21 protein-coding genes are annotated in these 20,157 nt (G+C 57.4%); 9 read left to right on the forward strand and 12 right to left on the reverse strand.

Annotated features, from left to right (window positions below; genetic code table 11):
- Genes gsiB through gsiD form a run of 3 tightly spaced genes read left to right on the forward strand, consistent with a single transcriptional unit; the run spans position 1 to position 3,378 of the window.
- On the forward strand, positions 1 to 1,539 hold the full coding sequence (gene gsiB / locus ACW9E7_RS05480) for a glutathione ABC transporter substrate-binding protein GsiB (protein WP_115874577.1): 1,539 nt from the start codon (positions 1 to 3) through the stop codon (positions 1,537 to 1,539).
- A gap of 5 nt (positions 1,540 to 1,544) precedes the next feature.
- Positions 1,545 to 2,465: a glutathione ABC transporter permease GsiC gene (gene gsiC / locus ACW9E7_RS05485; RefSeq protein WP_458727375.1), complete on the forward strand. Its 921-nt coding sequence runs from the start codon at positions 1,545 to 1,547 to the stop codon at positions 2,463 to 2,465.
- A 1-nt stretch (position 2,466) separates the two neighbouring features.
- Entirely contained in the window at positions 2,467 to 3,378 is a 912-nt protein-coding gene (gene gsiD / locus ACW9E7_RS05490; protein WP_115874579.1) for a glutathione ABC transporter permease GsiD, read from the forward strand.
- Positions 3,379 to 3,441: 63 nt separating this feature from the next.
- Here the strand turns inward: gsiD and rimO are convergent, their stop codons facing one another.
- A complete protein-coding gene (rimO, locus tag ACW9E7_RS05495; RefSeq protein WP_023335043.1) occupies positions 3,442 to 4,767 on the reverse strand; it encodes a 30S ribosomal protein S12 methylthiotransferase RimO in 1,326 nt (441 codons plus the stop codon).
- 216 nt (positions 4,768 to 4,983) lie between these two features.
- On the opposite strand from rimO, the gene bssR reads away from it, so the two are divergent.
- Positions 4,984 to 5,367 (forward strand): biofilm formation regulator BssR, encoded by a 384-nt coding sequence (gene bssR / locus ACW9E7_RS05500; protein ID WP_111963863.1) that lies wholly within the window; start codon positions 4,984 to 4,986, stop codon positions 5,365 to 5,367.
- 106 nt (positions 5,368 to 5,473) lie between these two features.
- A complete protein-coding gene (locus tag ACW9E7_RS05505; RefSeq protein WP_458727376.1) occupies positions 5,474 to 6,592 on the forward strand; it encodes a PQQ-dependent sugar dehydrogenase in 1,119 nt (372 codons plus the stop codon).
- Here the strand turns inward: ACW9E7_RS05505 and ACW9E7_RS05510 are convergent, their stop codons facing one another.
- Positions 6,593 to 7,219, reverse strand: a complete 627-nt coding sequence (locus ACW9E7_RS05510) for a glutathione S-transferase family protein (RefSeq protein WP_458727377.1) — start codon at positions 7,217 to 7,219, stop codon at positions 6,593 to 6,595. It abuts the gene before it with no gap.
- Positions 7,220 to 7,459: 240 nt separating this feature from the next.
- On the opposite strand from ACW9E7_RS05510, the gene dacC reads away from it, so the two are divergent.
- Positions 7,460 to 8,665 carry a serine-type D-Ala-D-Ala carboxypeptidase gene (gene dacC, locus ACW9E7_RS05515; protein WP_059446479.1) on the forward strand — a complete coding sequence of 402 codons (1,206 nt, stop codon included), beginning with the start codon at positions 7,460 to 7,462 and terminating at the stop codon, positions 8,663 to 8,665.
- A gap of 66 nt (positions 8,666 to 8,731) precedes the next feature.
- Here the strand turns inward: dacC and deoR are convergent, their stop codons facing one another.
- The 3 genes from deoR to ACW9E7_RS05530 all read right to left on the reverse strand — a co-directional run bounded on the left by deoR (position 8,732) and on the right by ACW9E7_RS05530 (position 10,902).
- Positions 8,732 to 9,490 carry a DNA-binding transcriptional repressor DeoR gene (gene deoR / locus ACW9E7_RS05520; protein ID WP_008503427.1) on the reverse strand — a complete coding sequence of 253 codons (759 nt, stop codon included), beginning with the start codon at positions 9,488 to 9,490 and terminating at the stop codon, positions 8,732 to 8,734.
- Positions 9,491 to 9,557: 67 nt separating this feature from the next.
- A complete protein-coding gene (ybjG, locus tag ACW9E7_RS05525; RefSeq protein ID WP_325848044.1) occupies positions 9,558 to 10,166 on the reverse strand; it encodes an undecaprenyl-diphosphate phosphatase in 609 nt (202 codons plus the stop codon).
- 7 nt (positions 10,167 to 10,173) lie between these two features.
- On the reverse strand, positions 10,174 to 10,902 hold the full coding sequence (locus tag ACW9E7_RS05530; protein WP_248173142.1) for a phosphatase PAP2 family protein: 729 nt from the start codon (positions 10,900 to 10,902) through the stop codon (positions 10,174 to 10,176).
- Between the two features lie 168 nt (positions 10,903 to 11,070).
- On the opposite strand from ACW9E7_RS05530, the gene ACW9E7_RS05535 reads away from it, so the two are divergent.
- Complete coding sequence (locus tag ACW9E7_RS05535) at positions 11,071 to 12,303, forward strand: MFS transporter (RefSeq protein ID WP_111963868.1); 1,233 nt, start codon at positions 11,071 to 11,073, stop codon at positions 12,301 to 12,303.
- A 59-nt stretch (positions 12,304 to 12,362) separates the two neighbouring features.
- Here ACW9E7_RS05535 and ACW9E7_RS05540 read toward each other — a convergent pair whose 3' ends face one another.
- Together ACW9E7_RS05540 and ACW9E7_RS05545 are read right to left on the reverse strand one after the other, a co-directional pair.
- Positions 12,363 to 13,175, reverse strand: coding sequence for a Cof-type HAD-IIB family hydrolase (locus ACW9E7_RS05540; protein WP_458727378.1), 813 nt, complete (start codon positions 13,173 to 13,175; stop codon positions 12,363 to 12,365).
- Positions 13,165 to 14,379: an MFS transporter gene (locus ACW9E7_RS05545; protein WP_127730188.1), complete on the reverse strand. Its 1,215-nt coding sequence runs from the start codon at positions 14,377 to 14,379 to the stop codon at positions 13,165 to 13,167. Before ACW9E7_RS05545 ends, ACW9E7_RS05540 begins: the two co-directional genes overlap by 11 nt.
- 81 nt (positions 14,380 to 14,460) lie before the next feature.
- Here ACW9E7_RS05545 and ACW9E7_RS05550 point away from each other — a divergent pair, with 81 nt between their 5' ends.
- Positions 14,461 to 15,012, forward strand: a complete 552-nt coding sequence (locus tag ACW9E7_RS05550; protein ID WP_458728370.1) for a TetR/AcrR family transcriptional regulator — start codon at positions 14,461 to 14,463, stop codon at positions 15,010 to 15,012.
- A gap of 21 nt (positions 15,013 to 15,033) precedes the next feature.
- Here the strand turns inward: ACW9E7_RS05550 and arsC are convergent, their stop codons facing one another.
- From arsC to ACW9E7_RS05570, 4 genes are all read right to left on the reverse strand, one after another.
- Positions 15,034 to 15,465, reverse strand: a complete 432-nt coding sequence (gene arsC / locus ACW9E7_RS05555) for a glutaredoxin-dependent arsenate reductase (RefSeq protein WP_047173479.1) — start codon at positions 15,463 to 15,465, stop codon at positions 15,034 to 15,036.
- 12 nt (positions 15,466 to 15,477) lie between these two features.
- Entirely contained in the window at positions 15,478 to 16,767 is a 1,290-nt protein-coding gene (locus ACW9E7_RS05560) for an arsenic transporter (protein WP_023310925.1), read from the reverse strand.
- Positions 16,768 to 16,807: 40 nt separating this feature from the next.
- Positions 16,808 to 17,128 carry a metalloregulator ArsR/SmtB family transcription factor gene (locus ACW9E7_RS05565; RefSeq protein WP_133294072.1) on the reverse strand — a complete coding sequence of 107 codons (321 nt, stop codon included), beginning with the start codon at positions 17,126 to 17,128 and terminating at the stop codon, positions 16,808 to 16,810.
- A gap of 251 nt (positions 17,129 to 17,379) precedes the next feature.
- Positions 17,380 to 19,065: an aspartate:alanine antiporter gene (locus tag ACW9E7_RS05570; protein ID WP_111963874.1), complete on the reverse strand. Its 1,686-nt coding sequence runs from the start codon at positions 19,063 to 19,065 to the stop codon at positions 17,380 to 17,382.
- Between the two features lie 273 nt (positions 19,066 to 19,338).
- Between ACW9E7_RS05570 and ACW9E7_RS05575 the strand changes: the two genes are divergently transcribed.
- On the forward strand, positions 19,339 to 19,713 hold the full coding sequence (locus ACW9E7_RS05575; protein ID WP_111963875.1) for an inner membrane protein YbjM: 375 nt from the start codon (positions 19,339 to 19,341) through the stop codon (positions 19,711 to 19,713).
- 30 nt (positions 19,714 to 19,743) lie between these two features.
- Here ACW9E7_RS05575 and ACW9E7_RS05580 read toward each other — a convergent pair whose 3' ends face one another.
- Positions 19,744 to 20,013: a GrxA family glutaredoxin gene (locus ACW9E7_RS05580; protein WP_006809455.1), complete on the reverse strand. Its 270-nt coding sequence runs from the start codon at positions 20,011 to 20,013 to the stop codon at positions 19,744 to 19,746.
- Positions 20,014 to 20,157 lie beyond the last annotated feature (144 nt).

The raw sequence follows: 20,157 nt of genomic DNA on the forward strand, positions 1-20,157 counted from the left end.
ATGGTTACATTTGTAGCGCGTAGATGGTTGTTAGCCGCGAGCGTGACGGCAGCCCTGGCCGCTGCCCCCGCGTTCGCTGCCAAAGATGTGGTGGTTGCAGTCGGCTCCAATTTCACCACGCTCGATCCGTATGACGCCAACGACACGCTCTCTCAGGCGGTGGCGAAATCGTTCTACCAGGGCCTGTTCGGCCTGGATAAAGAGATGAAGCTCAAAAACGTGCTGGCGGAGGGGTACACCGTGTCCGACAACGGGCTGGTCTACACCATCAAGCTCAGAACCGGCGTGAAGTTCCAGGACGGGACAGACTTCAATGCGGAGGCGGTGAAGATTAACCTCGATCGCGCCAGCAATCCTGAAAACAGCCTCAAGCGCTATAACCTTTATAAAAACATCGCCAAAACCGAGGTGGTCGACCCGGCGACGGTAAAAATCACCCTGAAAGAGCCGTTCTCCGCGTTTATCAATATTCTGGCGCATCCGGCAACGGCGATGATTTCCCCTGCTGCGCTGCAGAAATACGGCAAAGAGATCGGTTTCCACCCTGTTGGCACCGGCCCTTACGAACTGCTCACCTGGAACCAGACCGATTTTGTGAAGGTGAAGAAGTTCGCGGGCTACTGGCAGCAGGGGCTGCCGAAGCTGGATACCATCACCTGGCGCCCGGTGGTGGACAACAACACCCGCGCGGCGATGCTGCAAACCGGCGAGGCGCAGTTTGCCTTCCCGATCCCGTATGAGCAGGCCGCCATTTTGCAGAAAAACAGCAAGCTGGAGCTGGTCGCCAGCCCGTCGATCATGCAGCGCTACATCAGCATGAACGTCACGCAAAAGCCGTTCGATAACCCGAAGGTGCGCGAAGCTATTAACTATGCCATTAACCGTCAGGCGCTGGTGAAGGTCGCTTTTGCGGGCTATGCCACCCCGGCCACCGGCGTGCTGCCGCCGGCTATCGCCTATGCGCAAAGCTATCAGCCGTGGCCGTACGATCCGGCTAAAGCGCGCGAGCTGCTGAAAGAGGCGGGCTTCCCGAACGGTTTTAGCACCACGCTGTGGTCGTCGCATAATCACAGCACCGCCCAGAAGGTGCTGCAGTTTACCCAGCAGCAGCTGGCGCAGGTGGGTATCAAGGTACAGGTCACGGCAATGGATGCCGGACAGCGTGCGGCAGAAGTGGAGGGGAAAGGGCAGAAAGAGAGCGGCGTGCGGATGTTCTACACCGGCTGGTCGGCATCGACTGGTGAAGCCGACTGGGCGCTGTCGCCGCTGTTTGCCTCGCAGAACTGGCCGCCAACCCTGTTCAACACCGCGTTCTACAGCAACCCGCAGGTGGACAAAGACCTGGCCGATGCGCTGAAAACCACTAAACCGGACGAGAAAGCTCGTCTCTATAAGGACGCACAGGACATCATCTGGAAAGAGTCGCCGTGGGTGCCGCTGGTGGTGGAGAAACTGGTGTCAGCCCATAACAAAGCGTTGACCGGGTTCTACATCATGCCTGATACGGGCTTTAGCTTTGACGATGCGGATTTAAAATAACGCCCATGCTGAATTATGTTTGTAAACGCCTGCTGGGGCTTATTCCGACGCTGGTGATTGTGGCGGTGCTGGTGTTTTTGTTTGTCCATATGCTGCCGGGCGATCCGGCGCGTCTGGTTGCCGGGCCCGAAGCGGATGCCACGGTCATTGAGCTGGTGCGTAAACAGCTGGGTCTTGACCAGCCTCTGTATATGCAGTTTCTGCACTACATTGGCAACGTTCTTCAGGGTGACTTTGGTATTTCGATGGTGTCGCGTCGTCCGGTGTCGGAGGAGATCGCCACCCGCTTTATGCCGACGTTCTGGTTGACGATTGCCAGCATGAGCTGGGCAGTCGTGTTTGGGCTTGGCGCCGGTATTGTCGCTGCCGTCTGGCGCAACCGCTGGCCGGACAAGCTCGGCATGGCGCTGGCGGTGACCGGCATCTCCTTCCCGGCGTTCGCGCTGGGGATGCTGCTGATGCAGATCTTCTCCGTTGAGCTGGGCTGGCTGCCGACCGTCGGGGCCGATACCTGGAAGCATTACATCCTGCCTTCCATGACGCTTGGGGCTGCCGTGTCGGCCGTGATGGCCCGCTTTACCCGCGCCTCGTTCGTTGACGTGCTGAGCGAAGATTATATTCGCACCGCGCGGGCGAAAGGGGTCAGCGAGAAGTGGGTCATTCTCAAGCACGGGTTCCGCAACGCGATGATCCCGGTGGTGACGATGATGGGGCTGCAGTTTGGCTTCCTGCTGGGCGGCTCTATCGTGGTGGAAAAAGTCTTCAACTGGCCGGGGCTGGGACGCCTGCTGGTCGATTCCGTCGAGATGCGCGACTACCCGGTGATTCAGGCGGAAGTGCTGCTTTTCTCGCTGGAATTTATTCTTATCAACTTAGTGGTGGACGTGCTCTACGCCGCCATTAACCCGGCCATCAGGTATAAGTAAGATGCGATTATTGAACTGGCGACGTCAGGCCGTTTTAAACGCGATGCCGGGGCTCAAACCGGACCACGTCCACACCCCGTGGTCTGAATTCTGGCGGCGTTTTCGCCGTCAGCCGGTCGCGATGACCGCGGGGCTGTTTGTGCTGCTGCTTATTGCAGTGGCGGTGATTGCGCCGTGGGTGGCGCCATTTGATGCGGAAAACTATTTTGACTATGACCGTCTGAACGACGGACCGTCGATGCTGCACTGGTTCGGCGTGGACTCCCTCGGGCGCGATATCTTTAGCCGCGTGCTGGTCGGGGCGCAAATCTCGCTTGCCGCCGGGGTGTTCGCGGTGCTGATCGGCGCGGCCATCGGTACCGTGCTGGGGCTCGTTGCCGGATATTACGAAGGCTGGTGGGACCGCATCATCATGCGCATCTGCGACGTGCTGTTTGCTTTTCCCGGCATTCTGCTGGCGATTGCGGTGGTGGCGATCATGGGCAGCGGCATGGCCAACGTCATCATTGCGGTCGCGGTGTTTTCGATTCCGGCGTTTGCGCGCCTGGTGCGCGGCAACACGCTGGTGCTGAAACAGCAGACCTTTATAGAATCTGCCCGCAGCATGGGGGCCAGCGACGCCACCATCCTGTTCAGCCATATTCTGCCGGGTACGGTGTCGTCCATCGTGGTCTATTTCACCATGCGTATCGGCGTGTCGATTATCTCGGCGGCCAGCCTGTCGTTTTTAGGGTTGGGTGCTCAGCCTCCAACGCCGGAGTGGGGCGCGATGCTGAACGAGGCGAGGGCGGATATGGTGATTGCACCGCACGTGGCGATCTTCCCGAGCCTGGCGATTTTTCTGACCGTGCTGGCGTTTAACCTGCTGGGTGACGGTCTGCGCGACGCGCTGGATCCGAGGATTAAGGGATAGCGCAGTGAAATGTGCCGGGTGGCGGCTACGCCTTACCCGGCCTACAAAAGAGGAGCAGGAAGATTAAACCCGGCTACCCCACAGGTCATACTCGTCCGCGTTTTCAACCTTCACGCGAATAATATCACCCGGCTTAACGCTGGTTTCGCCGTTCAGGTACACCGCACCGTCGATTTCAGGGGCGTCCGCCATGCTGCGGCCAATCGCGCCTTCTTCGTCAACTTCGTCGATAATAACCATGATCTCGCGGCCCACTTTTTCCTGCAGACGCTCGGCAGAAATCTGCTGCTGCAGCTGCATGAAGCGGTTCCAGCGTTCTTCTTTCACCTCTTCCGGCACCTGGTCCGCCAGCTCGTTGGCGGTTGCGCCTTCTACCGGGCTGTACTTGAAGCAGCCGACGCGGTCCAGACGCGCTTCTTTCAGGAAGTCGAGCAGCATCTGGAAGTCTTCTTCGGTTTCACCCGGGAAGCCGACGATAAAGGTGGAGCGCAGCGTCAGATCCGGGCAGATCTCACGCCACTGCTTGATGCGGGCCAGCTGGCGGTCAACGGAGCCAGGACGTTTCATCAGCTTCAGGATACGCGGGCTCGCGTGCTGCAGCGGGATGTCCAGGTACGGCAGAATTTTGCCTTCCGCCATCAGTGGGATGACATCGTCAACGTGCGGGTACGGGTAGACGTAGTGCAGGCGCGTCCAGATACCGAGTTTGGACAGCTGCTCGCACAGGCCAACCATGCTGGTTTTCACCGGCTCGCCGTTGTGGAAACCGGAGCGGTGCTTCACGTCCACGCCGTAGGCAGAGGTGTCCTGGGAGATGACCAGCAGCTCCTTCACGCCCGCGTCGGCCAGACGTTTGGCTTCAGCCAGCACTTCGCCAATCGGACGGCTCACCAGATCGCCACGCATGGATGGGATGATGCAGAAGGTGCAGCGATGGTTGCAGCCTTCGGAAATTTTCAGGTACGCGTAGTGGCGCGGCGTCAGCTTCACGCCCTGTTCCGGCACCAGGCTCAGGAACGGGTTATGCTTTGGTTTTGGCACGTAGTGATGAACATGTTGCAGCACCTGCTCGTAGCTGTGCGGGCCGGTGATCTCCAGCACCTTCGGGTGCACTTCGCGGATCTGGTCTTCTTTCGCGCCCAGACAGCCGGTCACGATCACTTTACCGTTTTCCGTCAGGGCTTCACCGATGGCTTCCAGTGATTCCTGGACCGCGCTGTCGATAAACCCGCAGGTGTTAACGATCACCATATCGGCGTTGTCGTAGCTTGGCACCACGTCATAGCCCTCGGTGCGCAGTTCGGTCAGGATGCGTTCTGAATCCACCAGGTTTTTCGGGCAGCCCAGGGAGACGAAGCCGATTTTCGGCTGGTGCGTAACATTGCTCATAGGTTAAAAATTCATCAATTATGGAGTTATCAGGGCGGGATTTTACAGCGTATCGCGGGGGATTTATACACTCTTTGCAAGGTGGATGCGTCGGGCTGACGTTGTAACATTGTAAATAATGTTAATCAGTTAATAAAAATTGATCCCAGGCATTAAACTGTACAAAAAATGTACTTATCCTGACTATGCACCATGGCTGACAGAGGAGGAAAGAGCATGACCGTTGACAGACTAAAACGCGATCTGCTGAACAAGCTGATCAACGCCCGAATCGACCTGGCCGCGTACCTGCAGTTGAGGAAGGCAAAAGGGTATATGTCAGTCAGCGAAAGCGAACATCTGCGTGATAACCTGTTTGAACTTTGTAATTTCATGCGTGAAAAAGCACCGACCCTGAAGGCGAATTACGGCGAAAGTGAGCTGATCGCGCTGCGCCGCGCCGCTGAGGTGCTCTCCATCGCTGGGGTATGTCTGATGAACGGACGCCACGACTGCCCGAACTTTATCGCCGTAAACGCGGAGAAGCTTGAAAACTGCCTGACAACGCTCTCTCTATGCATCATGTGCCTGAACGAGCACGAGAAGCTTGAACAGCACTGATCCCGGGGGAGGCAACTCCCCCTTCTGCTTAAGCTTTTGTAAAAGTGCTAACGCGCCCGGACGCAGTGGCTAATCTTTATGCCATATGCCGATAAAGGAGTGCGTTATGCCTCGATCCTCGCTGATTTCCCTGCCTGTATTATTCATTCCGTTTTCACTTCTTGCTGCGCCGGAGGCGGTGAAGGTCGAGGTGCTGCAAAACAGACTCGATCACCCCTGGTCCCTGGCGTTCCTGCCGCATAATGACGGGCTGCTGGTGACCCTGAAGGGTGGTCAGCTCAAACGCTGGCAGGCCGGAAAAGGGCTCTCCGATCCGATTGTCGGCGTGCCGAAGGTCTGGGCAAACGGTCAGGGAGGGTTGCTGGATGTGGTGCTTGCCCCGGATTTTGAGAAGTCGCGCCGCGTCTGGCTGAGCTACGCCGAGGCCGGGCATGACGGCAAAGCCGGCACGGCGGTAGGCTATGGCCGCCTGAGCGACGACTATTCCCGCATCGAGGGATTCCAGGTGGCGTTTCGCCAGATGCCGAAACTCTCAACCGGTAACCATTTTGGCGGGCGGCTGGTGTTCGACGGCAAAGGCTCTCTCTTTATTGGACTCGGCGAGAATAATCAGCGTCCGACGGCGCAGGATCTGGATAAATTGCAGGGTAAAGTGGTGCGCCTTACCGAAGACGGAAAAGTCCCGCCGGATAACCCCTTTGTGAATACCCCCGGTGCGCGACCCGAAATCTGGTCTTACGGCATTCGCAACCCGCAGGGGATGGCGATGAACCCCTGGAGCGACACGCTCTGGCTGAACGAGCACGGCCCGCGAGGCGGGGATGAGATAAACATTCCGGAGAAAGGAAAAAACTACGGCTGGCCGCTGGCGACGCACGGCATTAACTACAGCGGCCTGAAAATCCCGGAAGCTAAAGGCGAGCACGTTGAGGGAACCGAAAAACCGCTGTTCTTCTGGAAAGTCTCACCCGCGGTGAGCGGCATGGCGTTTTACAACAGCGACGTTTTCCCGCAGTGGAAAAACAAGCTGTTTATCGGCGCGCTGAAGGAAAAGGACGTTATCGTGCTGAGCGTGGAGGGCAATAAGGTAACGGAGGACGGGCGAATTCTGGGCGACCGGGATAAACGTATTCGCGATGTGCGGGTCGGGCCGGATGGATATCTGTATGTCCTGACCGACGAGACGGACGGGCAACTGTTGAAAGTCAGCCCGTCCGGCGCGTAATCAGGTGACCGGGATCATCACGACGTTACGGTAAGCCGGGCGATCGCTCAGCTGTTTAAGCCAGCGCTCCAGGTGAGGGCGCGGCGTCCACTTCAGACCCATATTGGTCAGGTTCCAGACGAAGGGTGCCACGGCGATATCGCCTGTGCCGAACGCCTCGCCGGAGAACCAGGCGTGCTTCGCCAGCTCGTCATCCATCATCGCAAACAGATTTTCGCAGGCATCCTGCGCGGCGTGAATTGCGGGATAGTCGCGTTCAGCTTCCGGCGTGCGGATAAGCCCCATCAGGATCACGCGGTGGGTCGGGGACAGCGTCTGGTTCGCCCAGTCCATCCACTTTTCGCCCTGAGCGCGCCGGGCGGGATTCTCAACCCACAGGCGGCTCTGACCGTACTGCGCGGCGAGGTAACGGACAATGGTGTTGGACTCCCAAAGCGTCGCGTCTGTTTCATCATCGCGCAGCAGCGGCACCAGGCCGTTCGGGTTCATGGCCAGATAGTCGGCCTCTTTGTTTACGCCGAACGACATGCCGGCCATGATTTGATTGAACGGTAAATCCAGCTCCTCGAGCGTCCAGAGCACTTTCTTAACGTTGGTCGAGTTGTTCCTGCCCCAAAGCGTAATCATATTTACTCCTGATGAGATGTGAATCCGTGTCAGCTTTCGCCATGGTGAGATAAACCTAACAATTACGCAACAGAAGACAAAAAAATCGTCTGAATCAAAGCGTATCTGAATGTTATTGCATAAACTTTAATAACTTTACCCTCGTTGGGTTTCTTTAACCGTTTTAGTGCGCTATTACTCATCGCTTCTTGCGACACGGTGATGTGACGTAATTTTTGAATGGACACTCGGGTGGCATTTATGACGCGTAAAATGACTTCTCTGCGCAGCCTTGCGACAGGCTCTGCGCTCCTTTTCCTGTTTGCACCAACTCTCTACGCAGCTGAGCAGGCTGCGCCCGAAGCGCCGCCTGTGGACGCGCGCGCCTGGATCCTGATGGATTATTCCAGCGGTAAAGTGCTGGCGGAAGGTAATGCAGATGAGAAACTCGATCCGGCAAGCCTGACCAAAATCATGACCAGCTATGTGGTCGGCCAGGCGCTGAAAGCGGGCAAGATCAAGCTGGACGATATGGTCACCATCGGGAAGGATGCCTGGGCGACCGGCAACCCGGCGCTGCGGGGCTCTTCGGTGATGTTCCTGAAGCCGGGGGATCAGGTCTCCGTTTCCGATCTGAACAAAGGGGTAATTATTCAGTCGGGAAATGATGCATGTATCGCGCTGGCCGATTACGTTGCCGGCAGTCAGGATTCTTTCATTGGTTTGATGAATGGCTACGCGCAGAAATTGGGCTTAACCAACACCACGTTCAAAACGGTTCACGGTCTGGATGCACCGGGACAGTTCAGTACCGCGCGCGACATGGCGCTGCTGGGGAAAGCGCTGATCCACGACGTGCCGGATGAATACGCCATCCACAAAGAGAAAGAGTTTACCTTCAATAAAATCCGTCAGCCGAACCGCAACCGCCTGCTGTGGAGCAGCAACGTTAACGTGGACGGAATGAAAACCGGCACCACGGCGGGCGCGGGCTATAACCTGGTGGCCTCCGCGACCCAGGGCGACATGCGCCTGATTTCGGTGGTGCTGGGCACCAAAACCGACCGTATTCGCTTTAATGAGTCAGAAAAACTGCTGACGTGGGGCTTCCGCTTCTATGAAACCGTGACGCCGATTAAACCGGATGCCACGTTCGTCAGCCAGCGCGTCTGGTTTGGTGACAAGAGCGAAGTGAACCTGGGCGCGGGTGAGGCGGGCTCGGTGACCATTCCGCGTGGTCAGCTGAAAAACCTGAAGGCCAGCTACACCCTGACCGACCCGCAGCTCACCGCGCCACTGAAAAAAGGTCAGGTAGTCGGGACGATTGATTTCCAGCTAAACGGTAAATCAATTGAACAGCGTCCGTTAATTGTAATGGAAGCGGTCGAAGAGGGCGGCTTCTTCAGCCGGATGTGGGATTTCGTGATGATGAAATTCCACGGGTGGTTCGGCAGCTGGTTCAGCTAAACCTGATGGGTTTTCTCCCTCTCCCTGTGGGAGAGGGCTGGGGTGCGGGCATCAGACCGCACCCTCTTAATACATCAATTTCACCTGCTGCGCCTTCGCGTGGGCCACAATCTCGTCGTCCGGGCGGCAGTCGCTGACGATGGCGTCGAACTGCGCCAGCTCGCCCATTCTTGCCGAACGGACCTTACCAAACTTGCTGTGATCGACCACCAGAACATGGTACTGCGCGGCGCTTAATGCCCAGTGCTTCACCGGCAGCTCTTCCAGGTTAAAGCAGGTTGCGCCCTGGCGCACGTTGACGCCCGCCGCGGAATAAAACGCGATATCCGGGCAGAGATTGCTGAGCGTGTCCTGCAGGTTGAGCGGCTTAAAGATGGCGTTGCTGGCGTGAAACTCGCCGCCGCACAGGATCACCCGGCACTCGGGTTTCTCCTGAAGCGCCAGAAAGGTGTTCAGGGAGTAGCACACGGCAGTAAAAGGAATGCTGCTGTCGATGGCCTCGATAATCCACGGCGTGGTGGTGCCGCAATCAAAAAATAGCGTCTGGTGCGGCTGTACCAGCGAGGCTGCAAGCCGGGCGGCTTTGCGTTTCTCTTCCACCAGGCGCGTCTTCTGGTCGCTGATCAGATAATGGCTGGCGCTACGCGGCTCAAGCACAATATACCCGCCCAGCAGCACGACGGGCGCGCTTTCGCTGTTAAGATCCCGACGAATGGTCATCTCTGAGACGCCGAGGAGGTTGGCGGCTTCCTTAAGATGCAGCTTATCGCTGCGCTTCAGCGCCTGTAGCAGCTGAGCAATGCGGTCATCGCGACGTGTTTCCATAGTTCCTCGGGATAAAAAAGTGAACCCCCGCAGGGCGGGGGTTCAAGTGTAACCTGTCAGGTTGGGGTTAGTCACGTATCCAGCCTTTGCGGATCGGGATAGCGAAAATGGCGCGATAGAGTGATGACAGCGTGCGGTAGAGCGCTTCACCAAAGAGGCTCCACAGGATAGCCGCGCTCACGCAGCCAATCAGCCCGACCAGGAAGCCGCCCACCATATCCAGCGGCCAGTGGACGCCCAGGTAAACGCGAGACCAGGCGATGGCCACGGCGACCACCATCAGCACCGAACCAGACCACAGGCGATGCCAGAACAGGAAGGCTAGCGCAAAGGTGAAGATCACCGTACCGTGATCGCTCGGGAACGAGTCATCCGGCGCATGATGCAGGAAGGTATAGCCGACGTGATCGACAAACGGACGATCGTGCGGGAACGCGTGGCCCAGAATGTAGCTCACCAGGACGCTTACGCCGAGAGCCATCGCCACTTTGATTACCAGCTTGCGCTGTGCTTTCACCTGGCTACGAGGCCCCCACAGCCAGAGGATGGTTGCCAGCGCGGGCACGATACCGATCAGGTCTTTTGCCAGAAAGGTGGCAAAGTCGATCATCCACTCGGGCGAGGCCGGTGTGGCGTTGATCAGATTAAACAGCTGATAATTCAGATTCTCTAGCATAGCGTTATCACTCTTTAGCAAACCGGGTGGAAATCAGCCCGTAGACCACCACCTGGGAAAACCAGACCCACCACCCGGCCCACAGGTTGTGAGAGAAAAAATGCGCCCCGCGCATGACCTGACCGAAGCCCATCGCCAGACCTAACACCACGCCCAGCGCGACGAAGCACCAGGCGAGACGCGGACGTTCGCGCCAGAAGGCAAAAAACAGCCCCATCACCATAAAGCCGCTGGAGGCATGACCGCCGGGGAAACAGCGCCCCGGACCGCTGTCAGCAGGAATGGCGCTGAACAGGGGGTAGGACACGGCCTTCCCGCCATATTCCACCAGATCCCACGGACAGCTGTGATGGCTCATGCTTTTCAGCAGGCCCACCACCAGCGCGCCAACGCCCATCAGCAGCGCTGCCGTAACCAGCCTTGCGTTACGCTTGTAGGCGCCGTAAACCAGCGCCACGGCGCCAAAGGCGATGGCAATGTACTTCGCCAGTCGGTGGTTGAGCAGATCCAGCAGGTGGTCTTTCTGCAGCGGAAAGCTCTGCGTCGCCGCGTCATACCAAAAGCCGGTAATCCATCTGTCGAGCGCTTCATTGCGCGATAGCCACGTAAATACCACGGCAAGGGCAATCAGTATGAAAAGCTGATAACCATAAAAGCGGGACGGTAAGCGGTAAAGGCGTTTTGTCTTATTTGTCTGTAACTTAGACAATTCTGAACGGCTGGAGGTAAGTGCCATGATTTGGGGTCGTTGACGAGTAATGGGGCTATCATAAAAGTGTCAACTTAAGGAAACCTTAAACGAAGACGATATGTGCTTTATTTCTGTTTATCTTCGATAAATCACTATCTCGGGCTGCGGCATTTCATTACACTCGTCGCGATTTTGTCATTATAAAGAGATTGCATGTTAAACCGTTCTTCTTCTGGTTCACGTCTGGGTCGTCAGGCGTTGCTTTTCCCTCTGTGTCTGGTGCTCTACGAATTTTCTACCTATATCGGCAACGATATGATCCAGCCCGGTATGCTGGCCGTGGTGGCGCAGTACAACGCCGGAATCGAGTGGGTACCGACCTCCATGACCGCCTATCTGGCCGGCGGCATGTTTTTGCAGTGGCTGTTAGGCCCGCTGTCGGATCGCATTGGCCGCCGTCCGGTGATGCTGACGGGCGTGGTGTGGTTTATCGTCACCTGTCTTGCCACGCTGCTGGCGCAAAACATTGAACAATTTACCTTGCTGCGCTTCCTGCAGGGGGTGAGCCTGTGCTTTATCGGCGCCGTGGGGTATGCCGCCATTCAGGAATCGTTTGAAGAGGCGGTGTGTATCAAAATTACCGCGCTGATGGCGAACGTGGCGCTCATTGCCCCCTTACTCGGGCCGCTGGTGGGTGCCGCGTGGGTGCATATGGCGCCATGGGAAGGGATGTTTGTGCTGTTTGCCGTTCTCGCCGCCATCGCGTTCTTTGGTCTGCACCGGGCGATGCCGGAAACGGCCACCCGCATCGGCGAGAAACTCTCGCTGAAAGAGCTGGGTCGGGACTATAAAGAAGTGCTGAAGAATGGCCGCTTTGTGGCGGGCGCGCTGGCGACCGGGTTTGTTAGCCTGCCGCTGCTGGCGTGGATCGCCCAGTCTCCGGTTATTATCATCAGCGGCGAAAAGCTCAGCAGCTATGAGTATGGTCTGCTGCAGGTGCCGATCTTTGGCGCGCTGATTATCGGCAACCTGGTGCTGGCACGTCTGACGTCACGCCGCACCGTGCGTTCGCTTATTATCATGGGCGGCTGGCCGATTGCGGCAGGGCTGATTCTGGCGGCGGTGGCGACCGTCGCGTCATCACACGCTTATCTGTGGATGACGGCAGGGCTGAGCATTTACGCCTTCGGGATTGGCGTGGCCAACGCCGGTCTGGTGCGCCTGACGCTGTTCGCCAGCGAGATGAGTAAAGGCACGGTCTCCGCGGCGATGGGGATGCTGCAGATGCTGATTTTTACCGTCGGTATCGAGGTGAGCAAGCATGCCTACGCGATGGGCGGCAACGGGCTGTTCAGCCTGTTTAACCTCGCCAACGGCGTGCTGTGGGTTGCCCTGATGGTGGTGTTCCTGAAAGACAAACGCGTCGGAAACGCCCTGCAACCTTAACTGTTTATTCCCTCTCCCTGTGGGAGAGGGGTAGGGTGAGGGCACCAGACCGCACGGTGTTAATTAAACGGTGCCTCTCCATCCAGCACCTTATCAATCACATCCAGCACGCCTTCATCGTTATTGTGCGGCGCTTCAAAACGCGCCGCCGCTTTGATATGCGGTCTGGCATTCGCCATCGCAAAGCTGAATCCGGACTGGCGTAGCATCTCCACGTCGTTGCCGCTGTCGCCGAAGGCCACCACTTCGCTATCGTCTATGCCCCAGCGCTTTTGCAGGATCCGCAGGCCGTTAGCCTTATGCACGCCGGGTATGATCAGGTCGATACTGCCGTGACCGGTGGTGACGGGCACCATGATGTCACTCAGCTTTTCATGCAGCAGCGCCTGAATACGCGGAATTTCATCGTCAGACACGTTGAGCCCGAACTTGAAGAAAATATCGTTCAGGTTGTCGAAATCGCTGACCATTTCCAGACGGTGATAGTACTTCGCCGCGATACCCTTAAAACCTTCGTCATAGCACTTCAGCGTGTAGGCGCTGCTCTTCCCGCAGGCGATAATCTCAATGCCGGGAACGTCGCTTAACACGTTCGCAACGGTCTCGAAATGGGCTTTCGACAGTTCACCGTTAAAGACGTCTTCACCCTCACTTACGACCCAGCCGCCGTTTTCGGCGACGAATGAAATTTCATGCGCAATCTCCGGGAAAAAGGAGATCAGCTGGTAGAACTGGTTGCCGCTGGCGACCACGAAGCGAATGCCTTGCGCCTTCATGCGGGCGTACTGCGTCAGAAAGCGCGGGCGATTGTAGGTCTTGGCATCGCTCAGGAATGTGCCATCCATGTCGACGGCGATCAGTTTAACGCTCATATCCCTTCTCCAGTGTCGTTTGATTCGTTTCCGGCTTTGCCACCGCGCGCGCCACCAGCGCCGCGATGATGACCAACCCTAATACCACCAGCATGGCGCTGCGCAGCCCGTAGTGCTCGCCGAGGAAGCCAAGCAGCGGCGGCCCGACCAGGAAGGCGAGATAGCCCGTGGTTGCCACCACGCTGACGCGCGTCGGGGCATCCGGGCCGGTATCGCTGGCGGCTGAAATGGTCAGCGGGAAGCCGAGGGACGCGCCCAGCCCCCAGAGGATCACCGAGACGCCGGCAATCCAGTCCACATCCACAAAGATGATCATCGCGATACCCAGGCCGCCCAGCAGGGCGCTGGCGCGCACCACCGCCACGCGGCTGTAGCGGTCGATAAACCAGCCGCCGGTGAAGCGCCCGACGGTCATCCCCAGCGTAAACCCGGCGTAAATCAGCGAGCCGGAGGTCGGGCTAAAGCCGTGACCGTCTACCATCAGCAGCGGCAGCCAGTCGTTGGCGGACCCTTCGGCGAAGGCCATAGCCAGCACCACCACGCCGATCAGCATCAACTGGAAGTCGCGGTAGAAGGGCAGCCCTTTTTCGGCCGAGTGCTGTTCGTCAGCGGAGTTCTTACCTGTGCCGTCCGGGATCGCCCGGATGCCGGTCAGAATCGGAATGATGCACACCAGCGCTGCCAGCAGGATATGCAGATTGGCGCTCACGCCAGTGGCCGTCAGCGCCATTCCCACGCCCGCACCGGCCAGCGTGCCGAGGCTGTAAAAACCGTGCATCATCGGCAGCACGGTTTTGTTCATCTCACGCTCGACAGCCGCTCCTTCAACGTTGATGGCAACTTCCGCCGAACCGAAGCTGCCGCCAAATACCGTCAGCCCCAGCGCAAACAGCACCGGTGAGGCAAACCACAGCGCGACGCTGAGCACGATCATCCCGAACACCGCGAAGCACATGGTGGTGCGGATCACCGCCCGCGTACCGAAGCGCTTCACCAGCCACGCGGAGCAGAGGATGCCGCTCATGGAGCCTATCGACAGGCCAAACAGCACGATACCCATCTCAGCTGTAGAGACGGACAAAATGTCGCGAATGGCGGGGGTGCGCGTGGCCCAGGAGGCCATCAGCAGACCGGGAATAAAGAAGAACATAAACAGCGCCCACATGCGGAGCTGCAGGGCTTTGCGGGAAGAGGTCAGCGTCATTGGGGTAGCACCAGAAGTACAACAATAGCGACAACACTAGCAAGTTTGTGTACATTTGTACACAAACCAGGTGAGGAAATGATGAGCAGACCACCCAACGATCCGCATCGCCGGGAAAAAATCCTGCAGGCGACCCTCGACACCATTGCTGAACACGGTATTCACGCCGTCACGCACCGGAAAATCGCCACCTGCGCGGGCGTGCCGCTGGGGTCGATGACCTACTATTTCGACGGTATGGAGCCGCTGCTGGAGGAGGCCTTCACGTGGTTTACCCGCCAGATGTCGCAGCAGTATCGGGATTTCTTTGCGGGCGTCAACGGGCCGGAAATGGCGTGCGAAGCCATCACCACGCTGATCCACAGCTCGCAGGTGACCACGCCGCACAACATGGCGCTGATGTATCAGCTTTACGCTTTTATGCACCGCAGCGCGGCGCTCAAAACGGTGATGCAGGACTGGATGAAGATGAGCCAGACAACGCTCGAGCAGTGGTTCGACCCGGTGACCACCCGCGCGCTGGATGCCTTTATTGAAGGAATGACGCTGCACTACGTCACCGACCGGGCGCCGCTATCCCGCGAAGAGATCCGGGCGATGGTGGGGAGAATTGCGGGCGAGGAGAACCCTTAGGTATCGCTCGCCCTGCCAGTTTCACCTGTGTTCGATTTTTTTCCCGCTGGCGTCCACCACCGCTTCGCCATCCTCTTTCGTAAACGCCCCTTTCTGCGCATCCGGCAGGATGTCGAGGACGACTTCAGACGGGCGGCAGAGGCGGGTGCCCAGCGGCGTCACCACGATCGGACGGTTAATCAGGATCGGGTGTTGCAGCATAAAATCGATAAGCTGCTCGTCGGTGAAGTTATCTTCAGCAAGGCCGAGCTGTTCATAGGGCTCCACGTTTTTACGCAGCAGATCTCGCACTGAAATGCCCATCTCGGCAATCAGAGCGGTCAGCGTATCGCGCGACGGCGGGGTTTCCAGATAGAGGATAATCTCTGGCTCGGTGCCGCTGTTGCGGATCATCTCCAGCGTGTTGCGCGAGGTTCCGCAGGCCGGGTTGTGATAAATGGTGATGTGGCTCATATCAGTGGCTCATTACAGTGTGAAGGAGAGACGTAGCGCCAGCGCGGCGAGCGTCACAAACAGGACCGGCAGCGTCATGATGATGCCCGTCCGGAAATAGTAGCCCCAGGTGATCGTCATGTTCTTCTGCGCCAGCACGTGGAGCCAGAGCAGGGTGGCGAGGCTGCCGATAGGCGTGATTTTCGGCCCCAGATCGCAGCCAATCACGTTGGCGTAAATCATCGCTTCCTTAATCAATCCTGTCGCCGTACTGCCCTCGATGGAGAGCGCGCCAATCAGCACCGTGGGCATATTGTTCATTATGGATGAGAGAAACGCAGTGATAAACCCGGTTCCCAGCGTGGTGGCCCACAGTCCGTGTCCGGCCAGGCTATTCAGTACGCCTGAGAGATATTCCGTCAGCCCGGCATTGCGCAGGCCGTACACCACCAGATACATCCCCAGCGAGAAGATCACGATTTGCCACGGTGCGCCGCGCAGCACTTTTCCGGTGTTTATCGCATGTCCGCGTTTTGCGACGGCGAATAAAATCAGCGCGCCGACGGTCGCAATGGCGCTGACAGGAATGCCGAGCGGTTCAAGTACGAAGAAGCCGACGAGAAGTAGCAGCAGCACAATCCAGCCCGTTCTGAACGTCGGGAGATCGTGAATGGCCCGAGTGGGCTCGCGGAGTTTTGCCAGGTCATATTTCGGGGGGATTTCCTTGCGAAAGAACAGATGCAGCATGACCAGAGTTGCGGCAATCGCGGCGATATCTACCGGGATCATCACCGAGGCGTATTCGCTGAACCCCAGCTTAAAGAAGTCTGCCGACACGATGTTGACCAGGTTGGACACAATCAGCGGCAGGCTGGCGGTATCGGCGATGAAGCCCGCCGCCATCACAAACGCCAGCGTGGCCTGCTTGCTGAACCCCAGCGCGAGCAGCATGGCGATGACGATAGGCGTCAGGATCAGCGCCGCGCCGTCATTGGCAAACAGCGCCGCCACGGCTGCACCCAGCAGCACGATATAAGTAAACAGCAATCGCCCGCGACCGTTCCCCCAGCGGGCGACGTGCAGCGCCGCCCACTCGAAAAAGCCGGACTCGTCCAGCAGCAGGCTGATGATAATGACGGCAATGAACGTCGCCGTAGCGTTCCAGACGATATTCCACACCACAGGTATATCGTTAATGTGAATCACGCCGCTGGCCAGCGCCAGCACGGCACCGATGGTCGCGCTCCAGCCGATACTGAGTCCCCTGGGCTGCCAGATGACCAGTACCAATGTGAATAAAAAAATCGCTCCTGCCAGAAACATCGCTTACTCCGTTATATCTGTTTTTGTGAATGTATTGTTATCAACACGAGCCTGAAAGTCGGTTTTTCAGCTTCATGCGCGTCTCTTCCCGCAGGCAGTTCCAGCTGTTGTCGATAACGACTGCCGCCCACGCAGGCATGTTGGGAGAGAGACGGTAATGGACCCATTTCCCTTCACGGCGATCGATAACCAGCCCGGACTCGCGCAGCAGCGCCATGTGGCGGGAGACCTTCGGCTGCGACTCGGCGGTCGCGGCGCAGAGATCGCAGACGCACAGCTCGCCCGCTTCGCGGAGCAGCATGACGATGGCGAGCCGCGTTTCGTCGGAGAGGGTTTTGAAGAGCTGGAGCGGGTGGATCATGGGATTTCCTGCAGGTGTGATTTTATATATGTTTAATCATATGTGTTTTCGTGGCAAGAGAGAAGAAAAGAATAGAGGAAGGTGAATTTCAGGCAACAAAAAACCCATCAACCTTGAACCAAAACGGCGGGGTTGATGGGCTCCACAAATTGGGGACATCAAAGAAAAGCAGTGGCACTAGTTATGACTGCCCCCTGATAAAAAAGTTCTGCGCGTAACGAAAATATTTTCCCCGCGCGCAAACTTAGGAGTTATCCGAGTCCAGGCCAGATGATTATAATCAGCGTACCCGCCAGCGTCAGCAGCACGTTAGCTATAGCATATGTGCCCGCATAGCCCAGCGCCGGGATGTTGCTGCGTGCGGTATCGCTGATGATTTCCATGGCTGGCGCACAGGTACGCGCGCCCATCATTGCCCCAAAGAGCAGGGCGCGGTTCATGCGCAGCACGTAGGCGCCGAACAGGAAGCAGATCACCACCGGCACCAGGCTGACGATCAGTCCGGACACCAGCATCTGCCAGCCGACGGCGCCCAGGCTGTGGCCGATACCGCTTCCCGCGCTTAAGCCCACGCCCGCCATAAAGACCATCAGACCGAACTCTTTCACCATGTTCAGCGCGCCCTGCGGAATGTAGCCGAAGGTCGGGTGGTTGGCTCGCAGGAAGCCCAGCATGATCCCGGCAAACAGCAGCCCGGCGGCGTTACCGATGCCGAAGCTAAAGTTGCTGAACTGGAAGGTGATCATCCCGATCATCAGGCCAACGATAAAGAAGGCGCAGAAGGCCAGCAGGTCGGTGACCTGGCTGTGAATGGAGATAAAGCCGATGCGGTCGGCAACGGTTTTCACGCGTCGTGCGTCGCCGCTAACCTGCAGTACGTCGCCTTTGTTGAGCACGACGTTGTCGTCGATAGGCATCTCAATCTGGCTGCGGATCACGCGGTTGAGGAAGCAGCCGTGGTCGGTCAGCTTCAGCTGCGCCAGGCGGCGGCCAACGGCGTTATGGTTTTTCACCACGATCTCTTCGGTGACGATACGCATGTCGAGCAGGTCGCGGTCGAACACTTCTTTGCCGTTACGGAAGCTCGGGTCGAGACGGGCGTGGGCGTCCGGGTAACCCACCAGCGCGATGTCGTCGCCCATCTGCAGCACCGCATCGCCGTCCGGGTTCGCCAGAATGCCGTTGCGGCGGATACGTTCGATATAGCAGCCCGTCTGGCGGTAAATCCCCAGCTCGCGCAGATTTTTGCCGTCTGCCCATGCGACCAGCTCTGGCCCAACGCGATAGGCGCGGATCACCGGGAGATAGACTTTACGTTTGGAATCGGTATCCAGACCGCGCTCGCGGGCGATTTGCTGGGCGCTGGTCTGCAGATCCTGATGCTGCAGTTTTGGCAGATAGCGTGCGCCGACAATCAGGCTCACCAGACCAATCAGATAGGTCAGGGCATAGCCCAGGCTCAGGTGGTCGAGTGCGGCAGAAAGCTGTGCGCCGGCCATGCCGGAATGACGCAGGGTATCACCGGCACCCACCAGCACCGGGGTGGAGGTCATCGAACCTGCCAGCATACCGGCCGTTAACCCGATATCCCAGCCAAACAGTTTACCCAGTCCTAACGCGATCAGCAGCGCGCTGCCGACCATCACCAGCGCCAGCATCAGATAATTTTTGCCGTCGCGGAAGAAAATTGAAAAAAAGTTCGGTCCCGCTTCCACGCCAACACAAAAAATAAACAGCATAAAACCTAAGTTGAGCGCGTCCGTGTTAATGCTGAAGTGCTGTTGACCTAATAATAAGGAGACGACTAAAACGCCAATGGAATTACCAAGTTGAACTGAACCCAGGCGCAATTTACCCAGGCAAAGGCCCAGCGCCAGTACCACAAATAATAACAGGATGTAATTCCCATTTAACAAGTCTGCGACGTTTATATTCACGGAGGCTAACTTCTTGTTTACCAGTAAGTTGTTGAATGAAAGGACTATTTGGGCTACTGTTTTCTGGGTCAGGGAAAGGCGTTAACGCTCCCTGTTTCCTGCTTTATTCCCTAAAACATTAGCTGGCGTGTAGTTTAATCGCATTAGCTACTGACAGCTACCTATTATCGCATCACCCTGTGCGTACTTTGGCAAGGATTGCCGCATTGCTTTATCTGACCGGGCGTCTACCCGACGAAGCTGTATTTGATAGAGATAAGTCAGGAGGATAGTTTGAACATTAAACGAAACTGGGCGGGGGTGATCAGCTGCTTTTTGCTGTTTACCGTCGTGTGCATGTCGCTCGCTTTTAATCTGAAAGGGGCATTCAGGGCTGCCGGACACCCGGAGCTGGGGCTGCTCTTTTTTACCCTGCCGGGAGCGGCAGCCAGTTTTCTTTCCCGTAAAGGGGAAGTGGTCAAGCCGCTAATTGGCGCCATGCTGGCGGCACCGCTGTGTCTGCTGCTGATGCGCATGCTGTATGTTTCAACGCGAAGTTTCTGGCAGGAGCTGGCGTGGTTGATGAGCGCCGTATTCTGGTGCGCCCTTGGCGCGCTCTGCTACTTATTTGTGCGCAGTCTGCTTCAACGCCGACGGCACCACAAATAAAAACGCCCTCTCGGTGAGGGCGTCCTTTCATTACTGGGCAGCAAACAGGCCCAGGTGCTCTTTGGCGTAAGCTTCGAAGTCCGTGCAGCCGCCGATGTGTTTCTGATCGAGGAAGATCTGCGGTACGGTTTCAACCGGCTTACCGACGGTTTTTTCGAGATCCGCTTTCGTGATGCCTTCCGCGTGGATATCCACGTAGCGGAAGTTGAAGTCATCGCGCTCTTCGGTCAGTTTCTCAGCCAGCTCTTTCGCGCGCACACAGTAAGGGCACCCTGGACGACCAAAAATTACTGCAAACATTTCTCTCTCCTCAAAAAACAAGCCTGACGGCGAATGACACGTATAGTGCCCCATAACCTGTCGTCATAAAAGAAGGTTTCGCCTGTCGTTATAATATCTATGAGCTATGTTTCGCCAATTACACCGCGCATATCATTGCCTATA

The sequence above is a fragment of the Enterobacter sp. H2G27 genome (assembly GCF_054403075.1).